This is a genomic window from Sporosarcina saromensis (assembly GCF_054901285.1).
In genome coordinates this window covers 171,961-194,225 of the sequence record NZ_CM142738.1, presented here as the reverse complement: position 1 = coordinate 194,225, position 22,265 = coordinate 171,961, and the positions used below count along the sequence as shown (strand labels likewise).

Sequence of the window (22,265 nt, the reverse complement as noted above, 5' to 3'; positions counted from 1 at the left end):
AGTCAAATGGAGAATATACAAAAGGTATTGGATGAATATTTCGCTGCTTGGAATGAAGGATTTATCAGCAAAAACGGAGAGGGGATTAGGCATTACATGTCTCCTGAATTTGTTGGATATTGGGCGCACGCTAATTTAAATAAACCGGATGAGTACGGCTACAACTATGACCTAGACGATGTATTATGTCAGTATGGGAAAGCAGAGAAAAGTTTTGAAACATTTTGCGTAACTGAACGAAAAAATGGAGATGAAATGATTGTTGTAGGAAGAGAGACCAATTTGATAAATAATGAACCATATTGCGCTCAGTGTATGTTCATTTGGAGAAAAGAGGAGGGTGAGTGGAAATTGTTAAGGGAATATATTGAGTTAGAAAGGTAAAGGTTTTTATTAACAAAGAGTAGTTTTAGTTGCTTGAATGACAAGTCCTGTATTGACGCATAACATATTTTTACAAGAAATAAAAGACGTCCTTTTCACTTCGATTTGGTGTATGATAGACATTCCTATGACGATAGATGGAAGTCCATATAAAGGTAGAAGTGAAAGGGGAACCAACATGTACGTATCAATGCAAGGCGGATGGATTGAAGTGATTTGTGGAAGTATGTTTTCGGGGAAATCTGAGGAATTGATTCGAAGAGTGCGACGTGCGCAATTCGCGAAACAGAAAATTGCCGTGTTCAAACCTGAAATCGATGATCGATATAGTGAGGAAGCGGTCGTCAGCCATAATGGAACGACAGTCATTGCAACGCCGGTCGCAGAATCGACGCAAATTGAGCAGTTCATTACAGAAGACTACGATATTATCGCAATTGACGAAGCGCAATTTTTTGACGAAGGCATTGTAGATGTTGTGATGGAATTTGCGGATCGTGGTTTTCGTGTCATTATTGCGGGACTTGACCAAGATTTCCGTGGCGAGCCATTCGGTCCGATGCCGCAATTGATGGCAGTTGCGGAAAACGTTACAAAACTTCAAGCGGTATGCACAGTTTGTGGATCACCTGCAAGCCGTACGCAACGACTCATTAATGGGAAACCGGCAGGCTATGATGATCCGATTATCCTCGTTGGCGCATCGGAAGCGTATGAAGCAAGATGTCGCTTGCATCACGAAGTACCAAATGGCGTAACAGCGAACGTTGCAGCGAAATAAGAGAATGTGGGCAATATGGACAACCTCCATATTGTCTTTTTTGTGGAATGAAATGCACACAAAAGGGCTTTGGCTGAATACTATGAAGGGCATTAAGAGCATATTGAAAGTAGGAGAACGTATGAACAAATGGAAATGCATCTTTTCCCTCAGTCTCGCCATTGTACTTATGGGTTGTGAGGAAGAAACGGCTGTTGAACAAGTGGAAGCGCCGGTTGTTGAGGAAAAGCAAGAGGAAACGGAGAAACCACAGCAAGAAATTGAACAGGAACCCGTAATTGTTGAACTTGTCGATCCGTCAACTTCGGAAGTTATCCACACGATTAAGCCGACTGAAATAGAATTTGAAACAGATCGTGTGAGCTATCAACAGACCATCGAAAAGTTGGCGAGAAATTTGGCAAGAGGGACGGAAGATGCGGAAGGATACGACCGAAGAATGGTTTTGGATAAGTTGGATGACAAAGGCAACGTCGTGAAAGGGAGTCCGTTAATCTTGCTGCGGGAACGCGTATTGGTGGAACGGATTTTAGCGGCTTCTGTGGAAGGTGGAAAGGTTGAACTTCCGATTGATATCATTGAAAGTGACTATGATCCCGAAGATGTCCCTTATTTAGACGAAGTCGTCGTCGCAACCTACACAACGTATTTTAATCCAGCTGAAACCGGCCGGAACAAAAATATTGAACTGTCCGCCTTGGCAATTAACAATGTCATTATCGGAAGCGGTGACTACTTTTCCTTCAATACCGTCGTCGGTCCGCGAGATGAAGCTAGCGGCTACCAACCCGCTCCGGAAATCGTAAACAAAGAACTTGTTATGGGCATCGGAGGAGGCGTCTGCCAAACATCCTCAACGTTGTTCAATGCAGTGGATCAACTACCCGTGAACTATGTCGAAAGACACCACCACTCCCTCGATATCGGCTACGTTCCTAAAGGAAGAGACGCCACTGTGTCATACGGCGGACTGGATTTTAGATTCCAAAATACTTCTGAAGTTCCGTTCCTCATCAAAACAATCTACAACAAAAACTCCCTCACCATCGAATTCAGGACTTCGCAAAAACATAGTCGTGCGTTGTGAATTGTTTCGGGGACAGTCCCCGGCGCAATTCGCAACATTCCCAATTGTTCTGGTGCCTGTCCCCGGTTTAATTCGGAAGATTGGCATTTGTGTGGGGGACTGTCCCCGTAAAAATGGGGAGAAATTACTGTATTTTGGGGGCTTATTGCCGTACAATAAACTTACTATATGACTGAGAAATTTGAGGTGTGCGTGTATGTTTGATAGGCTGCAAGCCGTTGAGGATCGTTATGATCGGTTGAATGAATTGTTAAGTGATCCGGAAATTGTGAGTGACATGACGAAGTTGCGGACGTATTCGAAGGAGCAGTCCGATTTGCAGGATACGGTCGATGCGTATCGTGAATATAAAGAGCTGACTTCGCAGTTCAAAAGTGCGAAAGAGATGCTTGAGGAATCGTTGGATGATGAGATGAGAGAGCTCGTCAAGATGGAAATTAGTGAGTTGGATGAGCAGATTGAAGCGCTTGAAATTAGGTTAAAGATGCTGCTTGTGCCGAAGGATCCAAATGATGATAAAAACGTTATTATGGAGATTCGTGGGGCTGCTGGTGGGGACGAGGCGGCGCTGTTTGCTGGGAACTTGTACCGGATGTATAGCCGTTTTGCAGAAACGAACAATTGGCGGGTGGAAGTGATGGATTCGTCGCCGACGGAGCTTGGTGGCTTCAAGGAAATCATTTTTATGATTAACGGGAACGGGGCGTATTCAAAATTGAAGTATGAAAACGGTGCGCATCGTGTGCAACGTGTACCCGAAACTGAATCGGGCGGGCGCATTCATACGTCCACTGCCACTGTCGCCGTGCTACCGGAAGCCGAGGAAGTCGAAATTGATATTCATGAAAAAGATATCCGGACAGATACGTTTGCATCTTCAGGTCCGGGTGGGCAATCCGTTAACACGACGATGTCTGCCGTCCGTTTGACGCATTTACCGACAGGCATTACCGTTTCGTGCCAAGATGAAAAATCGCAAATTAAAAACAAAGAAAAGGCAATGAAAGTATTGCGTGCCCGCATCTACGACAAGTTCATGCAAGAAGCGCAAGCGGAGTATGATGAAAAACGGAAATCCGCAGTCGGAACAGGGGACCGTTCTGAACGGATTCGCACGTACAACTTCCCACAAAACCGCGTAACCGACCACCGTATCGGCTTGACGATCCAAAAACTCGATCAAATCATCGAAGGGAAAATGGATGAAGTGATCGATGCACTCATTATGGAAGACCAAGCGAGACGACTGGAAAGTTTGGATCAGCATGACTGAAAAAATTTATGAAGCGCTCCAACGAGCGAAGACGCGCCTAGCGTCAAACAATCTCGATGAAAACGCTGCGCAGCTCCTGATGGAACATGTTACAAACAAATCAGGGGCTTCGTTGCTTGCTGATTTACGTGAACCGCTCACGCCTGAACAGCAAACCGATTTTTGGAATCAAACCGAACAGCTGTTAACGGGGAAACCTGTCCAACATATTATCGGGACAGAAATGTTTTACGGACTGTCCTTCGAGGTGAATGAGCATGTCCTCATCCCGCGTCCTGAAACGGAGGAGCTTGTTTTCGGCGCGCTTGAACGAAGCAAGCACCTGCCTGAAGATGCACGCGTGGCAGATATCGGTACCGGGAGTGGCGCAATCGCGATTGCCTACAAAAAAGAACGACCGAACGCAATGGTAACGGCGGTCGATATTAGTGAGGCGGCGCTTGAAGTGGCGAAGCGCAATGCATGTCGGAACGGTGTATCAATCGACTTCCGGCAAGGGGACTTAACGAATCCGATTGCGATGGAAAAATGGGATATCGTCTTATCGAACCCTCCTTATATTGCTGTTGAGGAGTCCGTGGATATGTCGCGGACGGTTCTCGATTTTGAGCCGCATGGCGCATTGTTCGCAGAGGACGATGGGCTTTTCTTTTATAAGAAGCTGGCGGAAAACTTGCCGCCGCTCATGAATGCACCTTCAGTCATCGGCCTTGAAATTGGCTATCAGCAAGGTCCTGCAGTTGCGCGTCTCTTTGAAAATGCCTTCCCTGCAGCACGTGTTTCAATTGTCAAAGATATTAACGGAAAAGATCGAATGATATTTTGCGAGATTGATGAATAAACGATCCTGCTCCTGGTAACAATGAGGGCAGGAGGGAATCGAGATGTTACAAGACTATGAAATTAGTAATTTGCATACACGTACAAAGCGGATGGGTAAAGTGGTGGCAGTCGTTGAATTCATGCTGATCTTATTTCTAATCCAGTCCGCTTTGATGCTTTTTATACAACCACAACCTGAACAGGCGAAGGAAATCCGGTTCCGTGTTGTTGCGCATTCGAATACACCAGCGGATCAGCAGTTGAAAGAATCGATTCAACAGGCAATTGCGCCGCTTATACACAATGCAGTCAGTCAGGCAACGTCTAATGCGGACATTGTGGATAACTTGGAAGAAGTAGATGAAGAGATTTATCGTATTGCACAACAAATGGCGGATGGACAAGATGTGCAATTTGAACGAAAAGCAACATTGTTCCCGCCAAAACGGTCTGGCCTCGTCATTACGCCGCAAGCGCCGTATGATGCATACGTGTTAACAATCGGCAGTGGGCGTGGCGACAATTGGTGGTGTGGCTTGTTCCCGAATGTCTGTTTTCCGGAGCAAGAAACGGAAAAGAAAGTGGATGAAGAAAAAGAGGAAAAGGTAACGTTCTTTATTTGGGAGTGGATAAAGTCGTTGTTTTCGTAAAGTTATCCACTTTAATTGTGGATAAGTGAATTGAAATGTGTATAAATGGAGGTTTTATTCGTGGAAACAAAAATTGTTTCAGTGGATAACCATATGGATAACTCGCTAAGTTATCAACAGGCTGTGGATATTTTAAAAAGTGGGGAAGTTGTTGCTTTTCCGACAGAAACGGTTTACGGGCTAGGTGCGTTGGCGACGGATGAGACGGCTGTCCAACGTATATACGACGCAAAAGGGCGCCCGTCGGACAACCCACTGATCGTACATATTGGACGTCAAGAAGATGTGGATAAGTATGCGGTAATTGTTCCCGAACTTGCGAATAAGCTAATGGAACGGTATTGGCCAGGTCCGCTGACGCTCGTTTTCCACAAACGTCCGGGTGTCATTGCAGAAAATGCGACACCTGGTTTTCAAACGGTCGGGCTACGTATGCCAGATCATCCCGTTGCGCTTGAATTGTTGCGCACATTAGACGGGCCTCTTGCCGCGCCAAGTGCCAATCGTAGCGGTAAACCGAGCCCGACAGAAGCAGCACATGTGTATCATGATTTGAAAGGCCGCATTCCTCTCATTGTTGATGGGGGGCGGACAGGCGTCGGTGTGGAATCGACCGTGCTTGACGTGACAACGGAGCCGCCGACGATTTTGCGTCCGGGCGGTTTGACGCGAGAAATGATTGAAGCGGTTATCGGACCCGTGCATGCAGAAAGCAAGACTTCTGAAGGAGAAGCACCACGCGCGCCAGGTATGAAGTATATGCATTATGCGCCGGAATCTCCGCTTTATGTAATTGAGTCGGATGAAGCAGTCATTCAACGTGCCGTTTCTTCCATCCATGAAGACGGCAAGCGTGTGGCGGTCATTGGGCCGGATGAATACCGCGATAGTGGCGCGGACTGGTATTTTTCAGTCGGTGCACGAAGCGATCAGCAAGCGATGGCGACAAATTTGTATAACGCGATTCGGCAATGTGATGAGACGGAAGCAGATATCATTTTAGCTGTGGAAACTGCTTCAACAGGTGTCGGTGAAGCGGTCATGAACCGGTTGTTAAAAGCGGCGGACGGCAAACGGTTTTAATTGACACAATTGAATATTGAACGAATGACCTCCCAAGGGGCCGCATAAGATGAGGGGATGCGGAAGTTGGGAGGTCAATTTATTGGTAGAAATTATCGCGGCAAGTGTGACGACAATCGATGTGATCATTGTGTATTCGTTGTTACGATTAAGAAAAGCGAGATTGATGCTGGCCATTTGGACGATGTTGCTCAATATGGCGTTTCCATTTATAGGATTTGTCATGGGTGATTGGTCTGCAGAACTTTTTTCGACGTGGAGCCATTTGTTATCGGGGATTTTACTGGCTTTAATTGGTGTGCATATGTTGCTGCAAGACGACAATGCCAATTCGGAGTTAACGAGGCAATTGCACCCTGGTATTATCGCGTTGGCGGTCAGTCTTGATACATTTTCCGTCAGTGTTTCTTTTGGCATGCTTCAATTGAATAAAATCCTGTTCATCTTAGCATCCGGCTTTCTCACTTTCATCTTCTCCTGTTTGGCACTTTACTATGGTAGAAAGCTAAAACTTGGCAATGGAGCGCTGTTACGAAGGGCTTGTGGCGGTATTTTACTAGTCATGGGAATAATGTCATGGTTTCGTTAAAATTATCTGTTTCTTTATTCGTAGAGATAAGGTATGGTATAAGTAGGTGATTATGGAATGAATATTTATTTTATTTGTACAGGAAATACGTGTAGAAGTCCGATGGCGGAAGCGATTTTGCGTTCCAAACAAATCGATGGAGTCACGGTACGATCGGCAGGAATCCATGCGTTTGACGGATTGCCGATTTCTTTGCATGCCGAAACAGTAATTAAACGGTCGGACATGCCCTATACCGCTGTGTCGTCCGCGTTGACTGCTGAAAACTTGGAATGGGCCGACCTTGTTTTGACGATGACAACGTCTCACAAAAATGCGGTTTTGCTTGCTTTTCCATTTGCGGCAGGGAAGACATATACGTTGAAGGAGTATGTGTGGCCGGATCAAGGCGGGGATGTGCTAGATCCTTATGGCGGTTCTCTGGAACTGTATGAACAGACTTTTGACGAATTGAGCATTTTGATTGGACAGTTGAAGACAAAGCTGACGGAGGATGAAGGATGAAAAATGGAAAAAAGTTTGGATTACGGAAGAAACTTGTTTTATTCGTGACCATCTTAGCAATTGTCACGTATTCAACGAGTGCATTATTTATTAATTATATTGGCCCGACGTTTTTTCCGGGTGTACAACCCTTTTTGTTTGAATTAATTACATATGCGTTAGGAATTTTATGGTCGGGTATTTTAGCAGCCTTATTCTCAACAATTTTGACGAAACCGTTGCAAAACTTGGAAGCTGCAGCGATTGAAGTGGCGGATGGAAAAATTGGCGCGGATATCCCATTACCGAAGTCTTCGGATGAAATTCGTTCGGTTGCAGAAGCGTTCCAACATCTAGTCGTTAATTTACGGACGATTGTTGGAGAAATTGAGACGAATTTTGAAAAGACGGCGAAAACAGTCGATCAGTTGTCCGCTGAAACGAGCGCTGCTGCCACACAAGCGGATGCAGTTGCATCGACGATTATGGAAATTTCTTCAGGTGCAGAAGCGTCTGCGATGGCAATCCAAGAAACGGCGGAGGCAATGGAAGACGTCAGAATGCTCGCTGCAGAAGTGAGCAGCCGTGCAGAGGAGTCGTCCGACCGCTCAAAAGAAATGCTAGCAGAACTCGAACGTACGACGAATGTGTTTAAAACGCTCGTCGATGGCATCCGTGACATGTCCAACCAAAGCGAGCAGTCACTCGGAACGATTCGCGAGTTGGATCATAACGCACAAAAAATCGGAGAAATTGTTCAGTTGGTCGGCAGCATTGCAGGGCAAACGAACTTGCTTGCATTGAATGCTTCAATTGAAGCTGCACGTGCGGGTGAACATGGAAAAGGATTCGCGGTCGTGGCGGAAGAAGTCCGTGTGCTGGCGGATGAAAGTGCGAAAGCGGTCCACAGTATCGATGAACTCGTGAAAACGATTCAAACAGACGTCTCCAAAGTTGTGAAAGAAATTGAGCAACAAGTTAAAACAGCGGCTATCGAAGCGGATCGTGCAGACGCAACGAGCAGCAGTGTCCAATCGATGTCTGAAAAAGTGAACGGCATGGCGGCATCGGTCGTCCAAATAACCGAACTCGTCGAGAACCAATTAGCAAATATCGAAACGACGGCAAGACAATCACAAGAAGTCGCAGCAATCGCAGAAGAAACATCAGCCGGCGCTGAAGAAGTACGTGCCGCAACGGATGAACAAGTAAAGTCAATCGAAAAAACGGATGACATGGCCATCCAACTCAAACGCCAATCGGAAGACTTATACAAAGTGATCAACCAATTTGACCGTTCGTAATTGCAAATATGTGGAATAAATGAAAAACCGTATGGAACTACGTACGAAAAACGTAGCTCTATACGGTTTTGATCGTTGTGAGGATTTGTAAAGTGCATGTGGCGCGACAAGATTGCTGATGAGTTTCAGCTCCCCGCGGAACAACAAACGCCGCATACTTTCTCAAAACGCGGCATAAATCCCTCGAACGCCGCATAACTTCGCCAAACACAGCAATATTCCTTTAAACACGGCATAAATGCCTATTACTCAGCATAACCCATGAGATAATAGCATTTCGCCTTGTACCAATCCTTAGTTTGTAAAGTGCATATGGCGCGACAAGATTGCTGATGAATTACAGCTCCCCGCGGAACAAGCAAACGCCGCATAAATGCCTATAACTCAGCATAACCCAAAATATGATAGCATTTCGCCTTGTACCAACCCTTAGTTTGTAAAGTGCATGTGGCGCGACAAGATTGCTGACGAGTTACTGCTCTCCGCGGATCAAGAAAACGCCGCGTACTTTCTCAAAACGCGGCATAAATCCCTCGAACGCCGCATAACTTTGCCAAACACAGCAAAATTCCTTAAAACACCGCATAATGCCGCCGAACGCCGCATAACGCCACAAATCCCCGCATAAACAAAACCTCTCCAAAAGCAGCTACCAAATCCATACAAGTATCGAATCATTTACCCATCAAGTCGGATAGTGTACAGTGGAATTAGCACTACATGGCGATTCGCCATTCATTTCACAGCACGAAATAATCATTCAGATGCTGTGTTTTTATGTCGAACAATGATAGAATTAGTTGTGAGTAAATTAAGAAAAGAGGGACCGCAATGAAAATCGCAATCTCTTCAGATCATGGCGGCAATAACTTGCGTCGTGAAATTATGGACTTATTATCGGAATTGGGTCTAGAATATGTGGATTTCGGTCCAGACTCAGACGCTTCCGTCGACTACCCGGATTACGCAGTGCCCGTCGCACATGGCGTGGCAAAAGGGGAATTTGACAAAGGGATTCTCATTTGTGGCACAGGAATTGGTATGTCCATTGCTGCCAATAAAGTGAAAGGGATCCGATGCGCACTTGTCCATGACGTATTCAGCGCCAAAGCGACGAGAGGCCATAACGATTCGAACGTCCTCGCAATGGGCGAAAGAGTAATTGGTCCTGGACTTGCACGCGAAATCGTGACAGCATGGTTGGACACTTCTTTTGAAGGCGGCCGCCACCAGCGACGCATCGCAAAATTAACGGAGCTCGAAGACGAATCGAGGTGAAATGAACAATGGATGCAATGAACTTATATAAGCTCGAACTTGAACAACTGCTTGCGGAATTGGCAGAACAAACCGATTTAATTCCTGGAACGTTCTTTGTCATCGGTTGTTCAACATCTGAAATTGCTGGCAAACGAATTGGTACCGGCGGCGCACTTGAAGTAGCGGAAGCCTTGTTCCAACCGTTGCAAGCATTTGCCAAAAAGTATTCCCTCCACTTGGCATTCCAAGGATGCGAACACATTAACCGAGCATTGACGATTGAGCGCAAAGCAGCAGAAGCGTACAATCTCGACCCAGTTTCTGTCATACCTGTCGTAAAGGCAGGGGGCTCTATGTCAGCGTACGCATATGAACATTTAAAAGACGCAGTTGTCGTCGAATCCATCCGTGCCAATGCAGGAATCGACATCGGTCAGACATTGATCGGAATGCAATTAAAACCGGTCGCTGTCCCACTACGTACATCCATTAAAAAAATCGGTGACGCCATCGTAACCGTTGCGACAACCCGTCCGAAACTAATCGGTGGAGAACGCGCAGTTTACAAACATCCGATTGAAGAATGAACGACTGATTTCCAATTAGATGCGCCCGCTCCGTTTTCGCGAAATGAACGTGAGAGCGGGGCGTTCAAAATACCGGACAAGCTTACGGCGCCGATTCCGGATATATAAATGATAAAGGGGAAATGACAACATGGATTTAAGCAATGTACAACGTGATGACGCAGCAGTTTTCGAAGCAATCATGGCGGAAAAAAATCGCCAGAACGCAAACATCGAGTTAATCGCATCTGAAAACTTCGTAACAGAAGCAGTTATGGAAGCACAAGGCTCCTATTTGACAAACAAATATGCAGAAGGCTATCCAGGCAAACGTTACTACGGTGGATGCGAACATGTTGATGTGGTAGAAAACATCGCGCGCGACCGTGTAAAAGAAATCTTCGGTGCAGCGTATGCAAACGTCCAAGCCCACTCCGGTGCACAAGCGAACATGGCTGTTTATTTCACAGTGCTTGAGCCAGGCGATACAGTGCTTGGAATGAACCTTTCACACGGTGGACACTTAACGCATGGTAGTCCAGTGAACTTCTCTGGTATCCTTTACAACTTCGTGGAATACGGAGTAAGCGAAACGGACGAGCGCATCGACTACGAAGACGTTCGTCAAAAAGCACTCGAGCACAAACCAAAAATGATCGTTGCAGGCGCAAGTGCCTACCCACGCGAAATCGACTTCGCGAAATTCCGTGAAATCGCGGATGAAGTCGGTGCATACTTAATGGTTGATATGGCGCACATCGCTGGACTTGTCGCAGTGGGCGAGCATCCAAACCCAGTGCCACACGCACATTTCGTAACATCGACAACGCATAAAACGTTGCGCGGGCCACGTGGCGGTTTGATTCTTGTGAATGAAGAATTCGCTGCTGAATTCGGTCGTAAAATCGATAAAACGATCTTCCCTGGCATCCAAGGTGGTCCATTGATGCACGTCATCGCTGCCAAAGCGGTTGCATTCGGCGAAGCCCAAAAGCCTGAGTTTAAATCGCATATTCAGCAAGTGAAGAAAAACGCGAAAGCCCTTGCGGACAGTTTGATGGCAGAAGGTGTCGACATCGTATCTGGCGGAACGGACAATCATTTATTGCTTGTCAACTTGAAGTCACTTGGCATCACAGGCAAGATCGCTGAACACGTCCTAGACGAAGTCGGCATTACAGTAAACAAAAACACGATTCCTTTCGATACAGAAAGCCCATTCGTCACATCAGGTATCCGTATTGGAACACCTGCTGTCACAACGCGCGGCTTCAAAGAAGAAGAAATGAAAGAAGTCGGTGCAATCATCGCGAAGCTTCTGAAAAACCACGAAGACGAAGCAACGAAAAAAGAAGCAGCAGAGCGCGTCAAAGCACTAACAGACAAATTCCCACTATATGCATAATAAAACCAGCCTCGTTCTCTTGCAGAACGGGGTTTTTCTTTTGATAGGGGAGTTTTGTTTTCAAGTGATGGCCATTGAAGCAAAGCGCTAATTTGTCAAAAGCATTCTGCGCGAAAGGGAGAGTGGGGGAGAAGAAGTCGTTTTGCCCGCGGTCACTCTCATTCCTCAATACCGATAATGACGCGCCAGCCAGCAAATGAGGAGTCGCCGCGTCGATAAATAGTTTTAATGACACGCAAGCCGGAAAAACAGGACCTCCCGCGTCATAAACCAGTCTCTAATGACACGCAAACCGGAATAACAGGACCTCCTGCGTCGATAAATAATTATATTGATGCGAGAGCCATAAAATCAGGCCGTCCCGTGTCGATAAAAAATTATATCGACACGCAACCCAGAAAAACAGCATCTCTCGCGTCATTAAACACACAAAATACCCACGCTAGCCAGTCGATTAGTCCATTTTGCTTCCAGACCGAAGCAATCCGCTCAAAAAGAACTCGCTAGCTCTCTACCAAAATTCCCTCTTCACAAAATCATCAATACAAAAAATCCTCAAATAATTCATCATTCAACAACATCTGACACAAACTACGGTTGATGGTGTGTGTATTGGTAACTATCTGTTATAATGTACGAGACATTCCGAAAAGGAGCGATAAGCAATGGCAAAAGTACACGTATTCGATCATCCGCTCATCCAGCATAAATTGACACACATCCGGGACGTTAACACCGGCACGAAAGAGTTTCGTGAACTCGTTGACGAAGTGGCGACACTCATGGCGTATGAAATTACACGCGACCTTCCTTTAGAGGAAGTCGATGTAGAAACGCCTGTATGCATGTCAAAATCGAAAGTATTGGCAGGGAAGAAATTAGGGATTGTTCCGATTCTCCGTGCAGGTATTGGGATGGTTGATGGCATCTTGAAATTGATTCCAGCGGCAAAAGTTGGACATGTCGGCTTGTTCCGTGATCCGGAAACATTACAGCCACACGAGTATTTCGTAAAGCTACCATCTGACGTGGCGGAACGCGAATTCATCGTCGTCGATCCGATGTTAGCAACAGGTGGGACGGCTGTAGAGGCGGTTAATTCACTAAAAAAACGCGGAGCAAAAAACATCCGTTTCATGTGTTTAATTGCTGCTCCTGAAGGCGTTAAAGTATTTACGGATGCACATCCGGAAATCGATGTGTATATCGCGGCGATGGACGAAAAGCTGAACGAAAAAGGCTATATCGTACCAGGACTCGGAGACGCGGGCGACCGTTTATTCGGCACAAAATAAGATTGCGATAAAATAATGGGGGAAGGCGTGAATGGTTTGAAACAGAAATGGAAAGTAATGACGATATTCGGTACAAGACCGGAAGCGATTAAAATGGCACCACTCGTACTGGAGTTGCAAAAGCACACGGAGGACATCGAGTCAATCGTCACTGTGACGGCACAACATCGTCAAATGCTCGACCAAGTTTTGCATACATTCGGCATCACACCTGACTACGATCTGAACATCATGAAAGATCGTCAAACACTCGTGGATGTTGCGACTCGTGGGTTGGAAGGATTGGACGCAATTATGAAAGAAGCGCAACCTGATATCGTCCTTGTCCACGGTGATACGTCAACAACATTCATCGGTAGCCTTGCAGCATTTTACAACCGTATCGCTGTTGGCCATGTTGAAGCAGGACTTCGTACGTGGGATAAATTCTCCCCGTACCCTGAAGAAATGAATCGTCAGCTAACAGGCGTCATTGCGGATTTGCACTTTGCACCAACCGAAAAATCTGCCGGTAATCTACTAGATGAAAAGAAACCGGAAGACCGTATTTACATTACAGGGAACACGGCAATCGACGCCCTTCAAACGACTGTCCAAGAAGATTACCATCACCCGATCTTTGATAAAATCGGGGATGATCGCCTCATCTTGCTAACGGCACACCGTCGTGAAAACTTAGGGGAGCCGATGCGCAACATGTTCCGTGCCATCAATCGCATCCTTGAAAAACATCCTGATACACAAGTGATTTATCCTGTGCATATGAATCCTGCGGTGCGTGAAGTTGCAGATGAACTGCTTGGTAATAACAACCGCGTTCATCTCATCGAGCCGCTTGAAGTAGTGGACTTCCATAACTTCGCTGCCCGCTCGCACATCATCTTGACGGATTCAGGTGGTATTCAAGAAGAAGCACCTTCACTCGGGAAGCCGGTCATCGTGTTACGCGATACAACAGAGCGCCCTGAAGGCATTGAGGCTGGCACGTTAAAACTTGCTGGGACAGACGAAGAGATGATCTTCCAACTGACGGATACACTTCTTTCCGACGAAGCGGAATACAGTGCGATGTCCAAAGCATCCAATCCTTACGGAGATGGAAAAGCGTCTGCACGAATTGTAGAAGCGTTGAAAGAATATCTTTCTTCTTTGTAATAAAAAGCAAACGAACAACACGAAAAATCGTTGAATGTGCAACTCGAAAGTGTTTCCACTTCAACGGTTTTTCTTTCCTTTCACAATGTGCGCAGGATAGATGGAAATCCAGACCATGGACACATTAAAATTGCAGCATATGACTCCGTGAAACACGCATTCTTGCAGGTTGCACCCAATTATGTCGATAATTTGACAAAAACACGACTTTGTGAAGTTTTTCACGGGAATCAATTGACATCAAAATGCCCCTATTGTATGCTAACAAAGGGTAAGAATGATAGGGATTTCATACATATGAAAATCGTCATTGCAATCAAATTTGACGCGATTCTATCATCCTTTCACTGGACGTCGTCAATAGTCACATCACGAGCGTGCACAATAGCAACGCTTCCTGGTGGTCAGCGGCTACGACGATTCACTTACAATTATAGGTTCCGACCTTTATCGGAGTCTTGGACAAGCCCGACTTAGGGAAACGAACCTTTTCGTTTGACACTGCTCATTGTCCTAACACTTTTCGCGGATCACAAAAATCGGCAAAAATACGAATCAGGAGAATCACCCACCATGCATACAATGCGACAAATTTTCAATAGGCAAAAGAAGGCGCTCTTTTTTTTGCTCGCACTGTTCGTCATCGGATGGGGTTTTACTGACTTCAAACCGATTTTTGCAGGATTAATTCTTGGCTCCTTGTTCGGATTGTATAATTTTTGGATTATTGTCCGTAGAATGGAAAGATTTGATCAATCGATCTCGCAAGGAAAAGAAACGAAGTCAATCGGAGGAACCGTATTGCGATTCGGATCCGGTGTGGCGGCGGCAGCCATTACGTTGACGAAGCCGGAAACATTTAACATGATTGCAACAGTGATCGGGTTAATGATTCCATACGTCTTGTTGCTAGTCGACAGGATCGTAGTACACGTCAAGCATTACTAATTTTTTGATTGCAAAAGGGAGGTGAACGAAACGTGAACCATAAAAATCCGAATGTGGAATTTCTCGGATTGGTCTTTAACTTATCCAACATCCTAATGCTTTTCGTAACATGCCTTATCGTCTTCCTAATTGCAGTCATCGCGACGCGTAATTTACAAATTAAACCGACAGGCATGCAGAATTTCATGGAATGGGTCATGGATTTCGTCAAAGGGATCATCAAGAACAATATGGACTGGAAAACGGGTGGTCGTTTCCATGTACTTGGGATAACACTCATCATGTTCGTATTTGTCGCAAATATGCTCGGTTTACCATTCGCAATTAGTTATAACCATTATCTATGGTGGAAATCGCCGACAGCTGATCCAGTTGTAACGATGACGCTTGCAGGAATGGTTGTTGTTTTGACACATTATTATGGCGTTAAACTATTAGGTGCGAAAGGGTACTTTAAATCGTACCTACAACCGATGCCTTTCTTGGCACCACTTAAAGTAATTGAGGAATTCGCAAACACGTTGACACTCGGTCTTCGTCTTTACGGTAACATCTTCGCAGGGGAGATCCTTATCGGTCTTCTTGCGGCACTAGGGGCTTCCAGTATCTTCGGATTCGCTGGAGCATTAATCCCGGCACTCGCTTGGCAAGGTTTCTCCATCTTCATCGGAGCGATCCAAGCATTTATCTTTGTTATGTTAACGATGGTTTATATGGCTCATAAAGTCGATACAGACCATTAAACATATATTGCCCCTTTAGAGGGTTCATAAACAACACAAAAAAACATGAATTTTTAGGAGGATATTACACAATGGGTTTATTAGCAGCAGCACTTGCAGTTGGTCTTGGTGCACTTGGAGCAGGTATTGGTAACGGTTTGATCGTATCGAAAACAGTAGAAGGTATCGCTCGTCAACCAGAAGCACGCGGTATGCTTCAAACGACAATGTTCATCGGGGTAGCTTTAGTTGAGGCCCTTCCGATCATCGCGACAGTTATCGCGTTCATCGTAATGAACAAATAATTTACACACAACTATAGATGGCGAAGAACGCAACGTTTGTCCTTCGCCATTCATTTATGTAACAACAGATGTTTGAAATGCAAGTTTAACGTTGAAAATTAAGAATAACGTTCTTTCTATACACTAACGAAATTTGACAGGAGCTCTTGAAGGGAGTGAAACAATCGTGTTTGGAAATACCTTCATCCTTTTGTCGGCAAGCGCTGACGCAGGATTTTTAGCAGGATTAAACGACCCAGAAGGTTTGAACTTAGGTGACATCATCGTCACAGTAACATTCTTCACCATCCTAATGCTTCTTCTGAAGAAGTTTGCATGGGGTCCACTTATGGGCATTATGGATCAACGTGCACAATTGATCGCGAATGAAATCGAAGCAGCTGAACAAAGCCGTCTCGAAACACACAAACTTTTGGAAGAGCAGCGTGCCCTTTTGAAAGAAGCGCGTGATAACGCACAGTCGATTGTTGACAATGCACGTAAGCAAGGTGAAACACAACGTGAAGAGCTGATTTCAGCAGCACGTGCAGAAGTGAACCGCATGAAAGAAGCGGCAACACTTGAAATCGCGACAGAGAAAGAAAAAGCTGTTGCAGCTGTCCGTGAAGAATTCGTCTCACTATCAATTATGGCGGCTTCCAAAGTTCTTGGTAAAGAAATCTCTGAGGAAGACAACCGTGCATTGATTGAAGAAACGATTGTGAAGGCAGGCGAAAGCCGATGAGCCAATCGGTAGTAGCTAAGCGCTATGCAACCGCATTATTCAACTTGTCACAACAACAAGGACAAACTGCTTCCATTCAATCAGAACTGATCGAATTGAAAAAAGCGTTCCGTGACAATAAACAACTAGGTGTACTTCTTAGTTCTCCAAAGTTGTCCGTAGCAAAAAAGAAAGACATTATGGCAAACATCTTTAAAGGCGTAAATCCGATCATCATGAACACATTGTTCGTTTTATTGGATGCGAAACGTCTTGATGAAATCCAAAATGTTATTACTGAATTCCATGAACTCGCGAACGGTGCTGCAGGCGTTGCAGAAGCGAAAGTATACTCGACACGTCCATTGACGGAAAATGAGTCGAACTCAATCTCTGCTTCATTCGCACATAAAGTTGGCAAACAAACATTACGCATTGAAAATATCATCGATCCAAGCTTGATCGGAGGCATCCGTCTCCAAATCGGCAATCAGATTTACGACAGCAGCTTGAGCGCGAAGCTCGATAAGCTCCAACGTAAATTGATCGGATCTTAATTTGAAATTGAGGGGTGACATACATGAGCATCAAAGCTGAAGAAATCAGCACGCTGATTAAGCAGCAGATTGAAAACTATCAGTCTGAGATGGAAGTAAGCGAAGTCGGTACGGTTATCAAGATCGGTGACGGTATCGCTCTTGCTCATGGCCTCGACAACGTCATGGCTGGAGAACTTTTAGAGTTCTCAACAGGTGTTCTAGGTATGGCACAAAACTTGGAAGCGAACAACGTAGGTATCGTTATCCTTGGACCATACACAGATATCAAAGAAGGCGATGAAGTACGTCGAACTGGCCGTATTATGGAAGTTCCTGTAGGTGAGGAACTAATTGGACGCGTAGTCAATTCAATCGGTATGCCGGTAGATGGATTAGGTCCAATCGCAACAACAAAAACTCGTCCAATTGAAAGTCCTGCGCAAGGCGTTATGGCACGTAAATCCGTACATGAGCCATTGCAAACAGGCATCAAGGCGATCGATGCACTTGTACCGATCGGCCGTGGACAACGTGAATTGATCATCGGTGACCGTCAAACAGGTAAAACAACTGTTGCGATCGATGCGATTCTTAACCAAGCTGACCAAGATATGATCTGTATCTATGTCGCTATCGGACAAAAGGAATCCACAGTACGTGGGGTTGTTGAAACACTTCGTAAAAACGGAGCGCTTGACTACACAATCGTCGTTACAGCGTCTGCTTCACAACCAGCTCCATTGCTATTCCTAGCACCTTACACAGGTGTAACAATGGCCGAAGAATTCATGTTCCAAGGCAAGCACGTATTGGTTGTTTACGATGATCTATCTAAACAAGCTGCTGCTTACCGTGAACTTTCACTACTACTTCGCCGTCCTCCAGGTCGTGAAGCTTACCCTGGTGACGTATTCTACTTGCACAGCCGTCTACTCGAGCGTGCAGCGAAGTTGAACGATACATTAGGCGCAGGTTCAATCACTGCACTTCCATTCGTTGAAACTCAAGCAGGAGACATCTCTGCTTACATTCCAACGAACGTTATCTCCATCACTGATGGACAAATCTTCTTGCAATCAGACCTCTTCTTCTCGGGTGTACGTCCAGCGATCAACGCCGGTCTTTCCGTATCCCGTGTAGGTGGATCTGCGCAAATCAAAGCAATGAAAAAAGTTGCGGGTACACTTCGTCTTGACCTTGCTGCATACCGTGAACTCGAAGCATTCTCTGCATTCGGTTCAGACCTTGATGCATCAACAAAAGCGAAACTAGACCGCGGTATCCGTACAGTTGAAGTTCTTAAACAAGACTTGAACAAACCGGTTAAAGTTGAATATCAAGTAGTCATTCTTTATGCATTGACACGCGGCCTTCTTGACGATGTCGCAGTACAAGATATTCTTCGATTCGAAAGCGAAGTTACAAGCTGGCTCGAGTCCAACCACACTGAAGTGTTAGATCATATCCGTACAACGAAAGACCTTCCGTCTGATGACGTCATGAAAGATGCGATCAACGCATTCAAGAAAACTTTCGTACCTTCTGAGTCTTAATTCAAAAATAGTCTCTTAGGATTTTGATCACTATTGGTTAAATTTAATTCTATTATGAGAGAGTACTCATGTAGTTGATTGGAGCGAAAGGCGGCGACTCCTGCGGGAACAGCGCGAGCTGAAGACCCTGGACTGAGCGAAGCGAGGGAAGCGTCTGAAGCCGTGCCCGCGGAAAGCGTCCGCCTGGAGCGTAAATCAACAGTGCAATATCTTATAACAAGACAAATTTATCCTTTACAACTAAACAATAAGGTGGTGAATTGCCAGTGGTATCATTACGCGATATCGAAAATCGTATTAAATCGACAAAGAAGACTAGTCAAATCACAAAAGCGATGCAAATGGTTTCAGCTTCGAAATTGACTCGTGCAGAAATGAACGCGAAAGCATTCGTTCCGTACATGGAGAAAATCCAAGAAGTTGTCGGTGCAATAGCGAGCGCGACAAGCGACGCAAGCCATCCGATGCTTACACATCGTCCAGTGAAGAAGACAGGCTATATCATCGTCTCATCTGACCGCGGACTCGTTGGTGGATACAACAGTAACCTCTTCCGTAAAGCGCGTCGAGCGATTGAACAACGTCACGCCTCCAAAGAGGAAGTGAAAATCGTTGCAATCGGTCGTAAAGGGCTTGAATTCTTCAGCCGTCTTGGATATGACGTATGCGAAAGTCTAGTCGGAGTTTCCGATCACCCTTCTTTCGAGGAAATAAAATCAATCGCGAATCGAGCTGTTGGCATGTTCACAGAAGGCGAATACGATGAAGTGTACTTATACTACAATCACTTCATCTCCGCCATCTCCAATGAAGTGACGGAAAAGAAATTGCTTCCGCTCACGGATATTTCATCAGCGTCAGCAATGGCTTCCTATGAATTTGAGCCTTCTGCAGAAGCGATTCTCGAAACGCTTCTTCCACAATACGCGGAAAGTCTGATTTACGGAGCAGTGCTTGATGGAAAAGCGAGCGAACATGCTTCCAGTATGACAGCGATGAAGACGGCTACAGACAATGCGACGGAACTCATCGATTCACTCACATTGTCATTCAACCGAGCACGTCAAGCTGCAATTACGCAAGAAATCACCGAGATTGTCGGCGGAGTTGCCGCTCTCGAATAGAGCATAATTTGAACGGGAAAAGTAAGACAGGAGGGAAAAGCATGAGTAACGGACAAATACTTCAAGTTATGGGTCCTGTTGTTGACGTTAAATTCGAAGACGGTCAACTGCCAGCAATCTATAACGCACTGAAGGTCCAAATCCAACGTCCGAACGAAGAACCGCAAACGTTGACGCTTGAAGTTGCACTCCACCTTGGAGACGACTCAGTACGTACAATCGCAATGTCATCCACGGATGGTCTAAAGCGTGGTACGGCTGTTATTGATACAGGCGCGGCGATTTCAGTTCCAGTCGGTAACGTCACACTTGGACGTGTATTCAACGTACTTGGAGAAATCATTGACCTAGGAGAGGAAATTCCGGCTTCAGAACACCGTGACCCAATCCACCGTCAAGCTCCACAATTCGAAAACCTTTCAACGGAAGTTGAAATTCTAGAAACAGGGATTAAAGTAGTTGACTTACTTGCACCATACATCAAAGGTGGTAAAATCGGCCTCTTCGGTGGTGCCGGTGTAGGGAAGACAGTACTTATCCAAGAACTAATCAACAACATCGCACAAGAACACGGCGGTATCTCCGTATTCGCAGGTGTTGGTGAGCGTACACGTGAAGGAAATGACTTGTTCCACGAAATGACGGATTCCGGCGTTATTAACAAAACAGCAATGGTATTCGGTCAAATGAACGAGCCACCTGGCGCACGTATGCGTGTTGCACTTAGTGGTTTGACAATGGCAGAACACTTCCGTGACGAGCAAGGCGCGGACGTACTTCTGTTCATCGATAACATCTTCCGCTTTACACAAGCGGGATCTGAAGTATCTGCACTTCTTGGCCGTATGCCATCTGCCGTTGGTTACCAACCAACACTTGCGACGGAAATGGGTCAATTGCAAGAGCGTATCACTTCAACAAACAAAGGTTCTGTAACTTCCATCCAAGCGATTTACGTACCAGCCGATGACTATACGGACCCGGCTCCGGCTACAACATTCGCTCACTTGGACGCGACAACAAACCTTGAGCGTAAACTATCTGAAATGGGTATCTACCCAGCGGTTGACCCACTTGCTTCATCTTCACGCGCACTTAGCCCTGAAATCGTCGGCGAAGAGCACTACGAAGTGGCACGTCAAGTACAGTCAACGCTACAACGTTACCGTGAACTTCAAGATATTATTGCAATCCTTGGTATGGACGAGCTTAGCGAAGAAGACAAACTTGTCGTTGGCCGCGCACGTCGTATCCAATTCTTCCTATCACAAAACTTCCACGTGGCTGAGCAATTCACAGGCCAAAAAGGATCTTATGTGCCGGTTGCGGAAACAATTAAAGGCTTCAAGGAAATCTTGGAAGGTCGTTACGACCACCTACCAGAAGATTCCTTCCGTCTTGTTGGACGCATCGAGGAAGTTATCGAAAAAGCAAAAGGCATGGGCGTAGAAGTCTAATTTGCCTTTACTAATGTCGCATCCATCCCCTTAACCGGGTGATGGATGCAACGTTCTTAACTATTCCAGCTTTACAAGAACAAAGCTGAATACCATTAAAGCCTCCGGCGATGCCATAGATTGTCAACAATCTGGGCACAATTATGCCTAGGCGTAATTGATTAAGCGGGATCAGGAGGGAACATTATGAAGACAATTAAAGTCAATATCGTCACTCCCAACGGCCCAGTTAGTGAAACAGAAGCGGACATGGTCATTGCTTCCACTGAAACGGGTGAGATTGGGATTCTTCCCGGCCATATCGCTATGGTTGCACCACTTCAAATTGGTGCGCTTCGCCTGAAGAAAGATAATACGACTGTTAATGTCGCCGTTCACGGTGGATTCATCGAAGTCCGTCCAGACGTTGTAACCGTATTGGCACAAAACGCTGAATTGGCTACCGATATCGACATTGCTCGTGCACAACGCGCAGCAAAACGTGCGGAAGAACAACTACAGGCAAAAGCAGATAAACTTGATGCTCAATTGGTGGAACTCGATCTAAAACGTGCCATCAATCGAATCAACGTTCATAATATGAAGTAATTGTTTTGACTTGTTGGCGGGCAGAGGATATGTTTCTTCTGCCCGCATTTTTTCTTATGGAAATTAATCCCTCTAGGACTCTACTAAAGGGAATCTATCCAATCACCCATATAATGTACAAATCATATGCAATAGTAAGTAGGTCTCGCGTGATACTCCACATCGCAAAAAAGCCAGTACCCTCTACTA

Annotated in this window: 24 protein-coding genes; all 24 read left to right on the top strand. The window is 45.6% G+C overall.

Annotation, left to right across the window (positions count from 1 at the left end; translation table 11 throughout):
- Window positions 1-6 precede the first annotated feature (6 nt).
- A complete protein-coding gene (locus tag ACVHUV_RS00790) occupies window positions 7-384 on the top strand; it encodes a nuclear transport factor 2 family protein (RefSeq protein WP_462085788.1) in 378 nt (125 codons plus the stop codon).
- A gap of 178 nt (window positions 385-562) precedes the next feature.
- On the top strand, window positions 563-1,165 hold the full coding sequence (locus ACVHUV_RS00785) for a thymidine kinase (protein ID WP_317944896.1): 603 nt from the start codon (window positions 563-565) through the stop codon (window positions 1,163-1,165).
- Between the two features lie 121 nt (window positions 1,166-1,286).
- Window positions 1,287-2,252, top strand: a complete 966-nt coding sequence (locus ACVHUV_RS00780; RefSeq protein WP_462085787.1) for a VanW family protein — start codon at window positions 1,287-1,289, stop codon at window positions 2,250-2,252.
- A 196-nt stretch (window positions 2,253-2,448) separates the two neighbouring features.
- Complete coding sequence (gene prfA, locus ACVHUV_RS00775; RefSeq protein WP_317944879.1) at window positions 2,449-3,525, top strand: peptide chain release factor 1; 1,077 nt, start codon at window positions 2,449-2,451, stop codon at window positions 3,523-3,525.
- Window positions 3,467-4,366: a peptide chain release factor N(5)-glutamine methyltransferase gene (gene prmC, locus ACVHUV_RS00770; protein ID WP_462085786.1), complete on the top strand. Its 900-nt coding sequence runs from the start codon at window positions 3,467-3,469 to the stop codon at window positions 4,364-4,366. Before prfA ends, prmC begins: the two co-directional genes overlap by 59 nt.
- A gap of 43 nt (window positions 4,367-4,409) precedes the next feature.
- Window positions 4,410-4,997, top strand: a complete 588-nt coding sequence (locus ACVHUV_RS00765) for a stage II sporulation protein R (RefSeq protein ID WP_462085785.1) — start codon at window positions 4,410-4,412, stop codon at window positions 4,995-4,997.
- A gap of 60 nt (window positions 4,998-5,057) precedes the next feature.
- Window positions 5,058-6,080: an L-threonylcarbamoyladenylate synthase gene (locus ACVHUV_RS00760; RefSeq protein WP_462085784.1), complete on the top strand. Its 1,023-nt coding sequence runs from the start codon at window positions 5,058-5,060 to the stop codon at window positions 6,078-6,080.
- Between the two features lie 82 nt (window positions 6,081-6,162).
- Entirely contained in the window at window positions 6,163-6,669 is a 507-nt protein-coding gene (locus ACVHUV_RS00755; protein WP_317944873.1) for a manganese efflux pump, read from the top strand.
- Window positions 6,670-6,726: 57 nt separating this feature from the next.
- Window positions 6,727-7,173 (top strand): low molecular weight protein arginine phosphatase, encoded by a 447-nt coding sequence (locus ACVHUV_RS00750; RefSeq protein ID WP_462085783.1) that lies wholly within the window; start codon window positions 6,727-6,729, stop codon window positions 7,171-7,173.
- Complete coding sequence (locus ACVHUV_RS00745) at window positions 7,170-8,456, top strand: methyl-accepting chemotaxis protein (RefSeq protein ID WP_317944870.1); 1,287 nt, start codon at window positions 7,170-7,172, stop codon at window positions 8,454-8,456. The genes ACVHUV_RS00750 and ACVHUV_RS00745 overlap by 4 nt, the downstream gene beginning before the upstream one ends.
- Before the next feature lie 831 nt (window positions 8,457-9,287).
- On the top strand, window positions 9,288-9,734 hold the full coding sequence (gene rpiB, locus ACVHUV_RS00740; protein WP_462085782.1) for a ribose 5-phosphate isomerase B: 447 nt from the start codon (window positions 9,288-9,290) through the stop codon (window positions 9,732-9,734).
- A gap of 8 nt (window positions 9,735-9,742) precedes the next feature.
- Complete coding sequence (locus ACVHUV_RS00735; protein ID WP_462085781.1) at window positions 9,743-10,303, top strand: TIGR01440 family protein; 561 nt, start codon at window positions 9,743-9,745, stop codon at window positions 10,301-10,303.
- A 130-nt stretch (window positions 10,304-10,433) separates the two neighbouring features.
- Window positions 10,434-11,687, top strand: coding sequence for a serine hydroxymethyltransferase (gene glyA, locus ACVHUV_RS00730; RefSeq protein ID WP_317944864.1), 1,254 nt, complete (start codon window positions 10,434-10,436; stop codon window positions 11,685-11,687).
- 665 nt (window positions 11,688-12,352) lie between these two features.
- The gene (gene upp / locus ACVHUV_RS00725; RefSeq protein ID WP_317944862.1) at window positions 12,353-12,982 is read left to right on the top strand and encodes a uracil phosphoribosyltransferase; all 630 of its coding nucleotides are present in this window, start codon (window positions 12,353-12,355) and stop codon (window positions 12,980-12,982) included.
- Window positions 12,983-13,039: 57 nt separating this feature from the next.
- Window positions 13,040-14,137, top strand: coding sequence for a non-hydrolyzing UDP-N-acetylglucosamine 2-epimerase (wecB, locus tag ACVHUV_RS00720; RefSeq protein ID WP_371390903.1), 1,098 nt, complete (start codon window positions 13,040-13,042; stop codon window positions 14,135-14,137).
- A gap of 573 nt (window positions 14,138-14,710) precedes the next feature.
- A complete protein-coding gene (locus tag ACVHUV_RS00715) occupies window positions 14,711-15,085 on the top strand; it encodes an ATP synthase subunit I (RefSeq protein WP_462085780.1) in 375 nt (124 codons plus the stop codon).
- 32 nt (window positions 15,086-15,117) lie between these two features.
- Complete coding sequence (gene atpB / locus ACVHUV_RS00710) at window positions 15,118-15,828, top strand: F0F1 ATP synthase subunit A (RefSeq protein ID WP_462085779.1); 711 nt, start codon at window positions 15,118-15,120, stop codon at window positions 15,826-15,828.
- A gap of 71 nt (window positions 15,829-15,899) precedes the next feature.
- Window positions 15,900-16,112 carry a F0F1 ATP synthase subunit C gene (gene atpE / locus ACVHUV_RS00705; protein ID WP_060209511.1) on the top strand — a complete coding sequence of 71 codons (213 nt, stop codon included), beginning with the start codon at window positions 15,900-15,902 and terminating at the stop codon, window positions 16,110-16,112.
- 190 nt (window positions 16,113-16,302) lie between these two features.
- Window positions 16,303-16,836, top strand: coding sequence for a F0F1 ATP synthase subunit B (gene atpF / locus ACVHUV_RS00700; protein ID WP_317944894.1), 534 nt, complete (start codon window positions 16,303-16,305; stop codon window positions 16,834-16,836).
- Window positions 16,833-17,372 carry a F0F1 ATP synthase subunit delta gene (locus ACVHUV_RS00695; RefSeq protein WP_317944856.1) on the top strand — a complete coding sequence of 180 codons (540 nt, stop codon included), beginning with the start codon at window positions 16,833-16,835 and terminating at the stop codon, window positions 17,370-17,372. The genes atpF and ACVHUV_RS00695 overlap by 4 nt, the downstream gene beginning before the upstream one ends.
- Before the next feature lie 23 nt (window positions 17,373-17,395).
- Window positions 17,396-18,907, top strand: coding sequence for a F0F1 ATP synthase subunit alpha (gene atpA / locus ACVHUV_RS00690; protein ID WP_317944855.1), 1,512 nt, complete (start codon window positions 17,396-17,398; stop codon window positions 18,905-18,907).
- Window positions 18,908-19,173: 266 nt separating this feature from the next.
- Window positions 19,174-20,031, top strand: coding sequence for an ATP synthase F1 subunit gamma (gene atpG / locus ACVHUV_RS00685; RefSeq protein WP_317944853.1), 858 nt, complete (start codon window positions 19,174-19,176; stop codon window positions 20,029-20,031).
- A gap of 41 nt (window positions 20,032-20,072) precedes the next feature.
- Entirely contained in the window at window positions 20,073-21,488 is a 1,416-nt protein-coding gene (gene atpD, locus ACVHUV_RS00680) for a F0F1 ATP synthase subunit beta (protein ID WP_317944851.1), read from the top strand.
- Window positions 21,489-21,674: 186 nt separating this feature from the next.
- Window positions 21,675-22,076, top strand: a complete 402-nt coding sequence (locus tag ACVHUV_RS00675; protein WP_317944849.1) for a F0F1 ATP synthase subunit epsilon — start codon at window positions 21,675-21,677, stop codon at window positions 22,074-22,076.
- Window positions 22,077-22,265 lie beyond the last annotated feature (189 nt).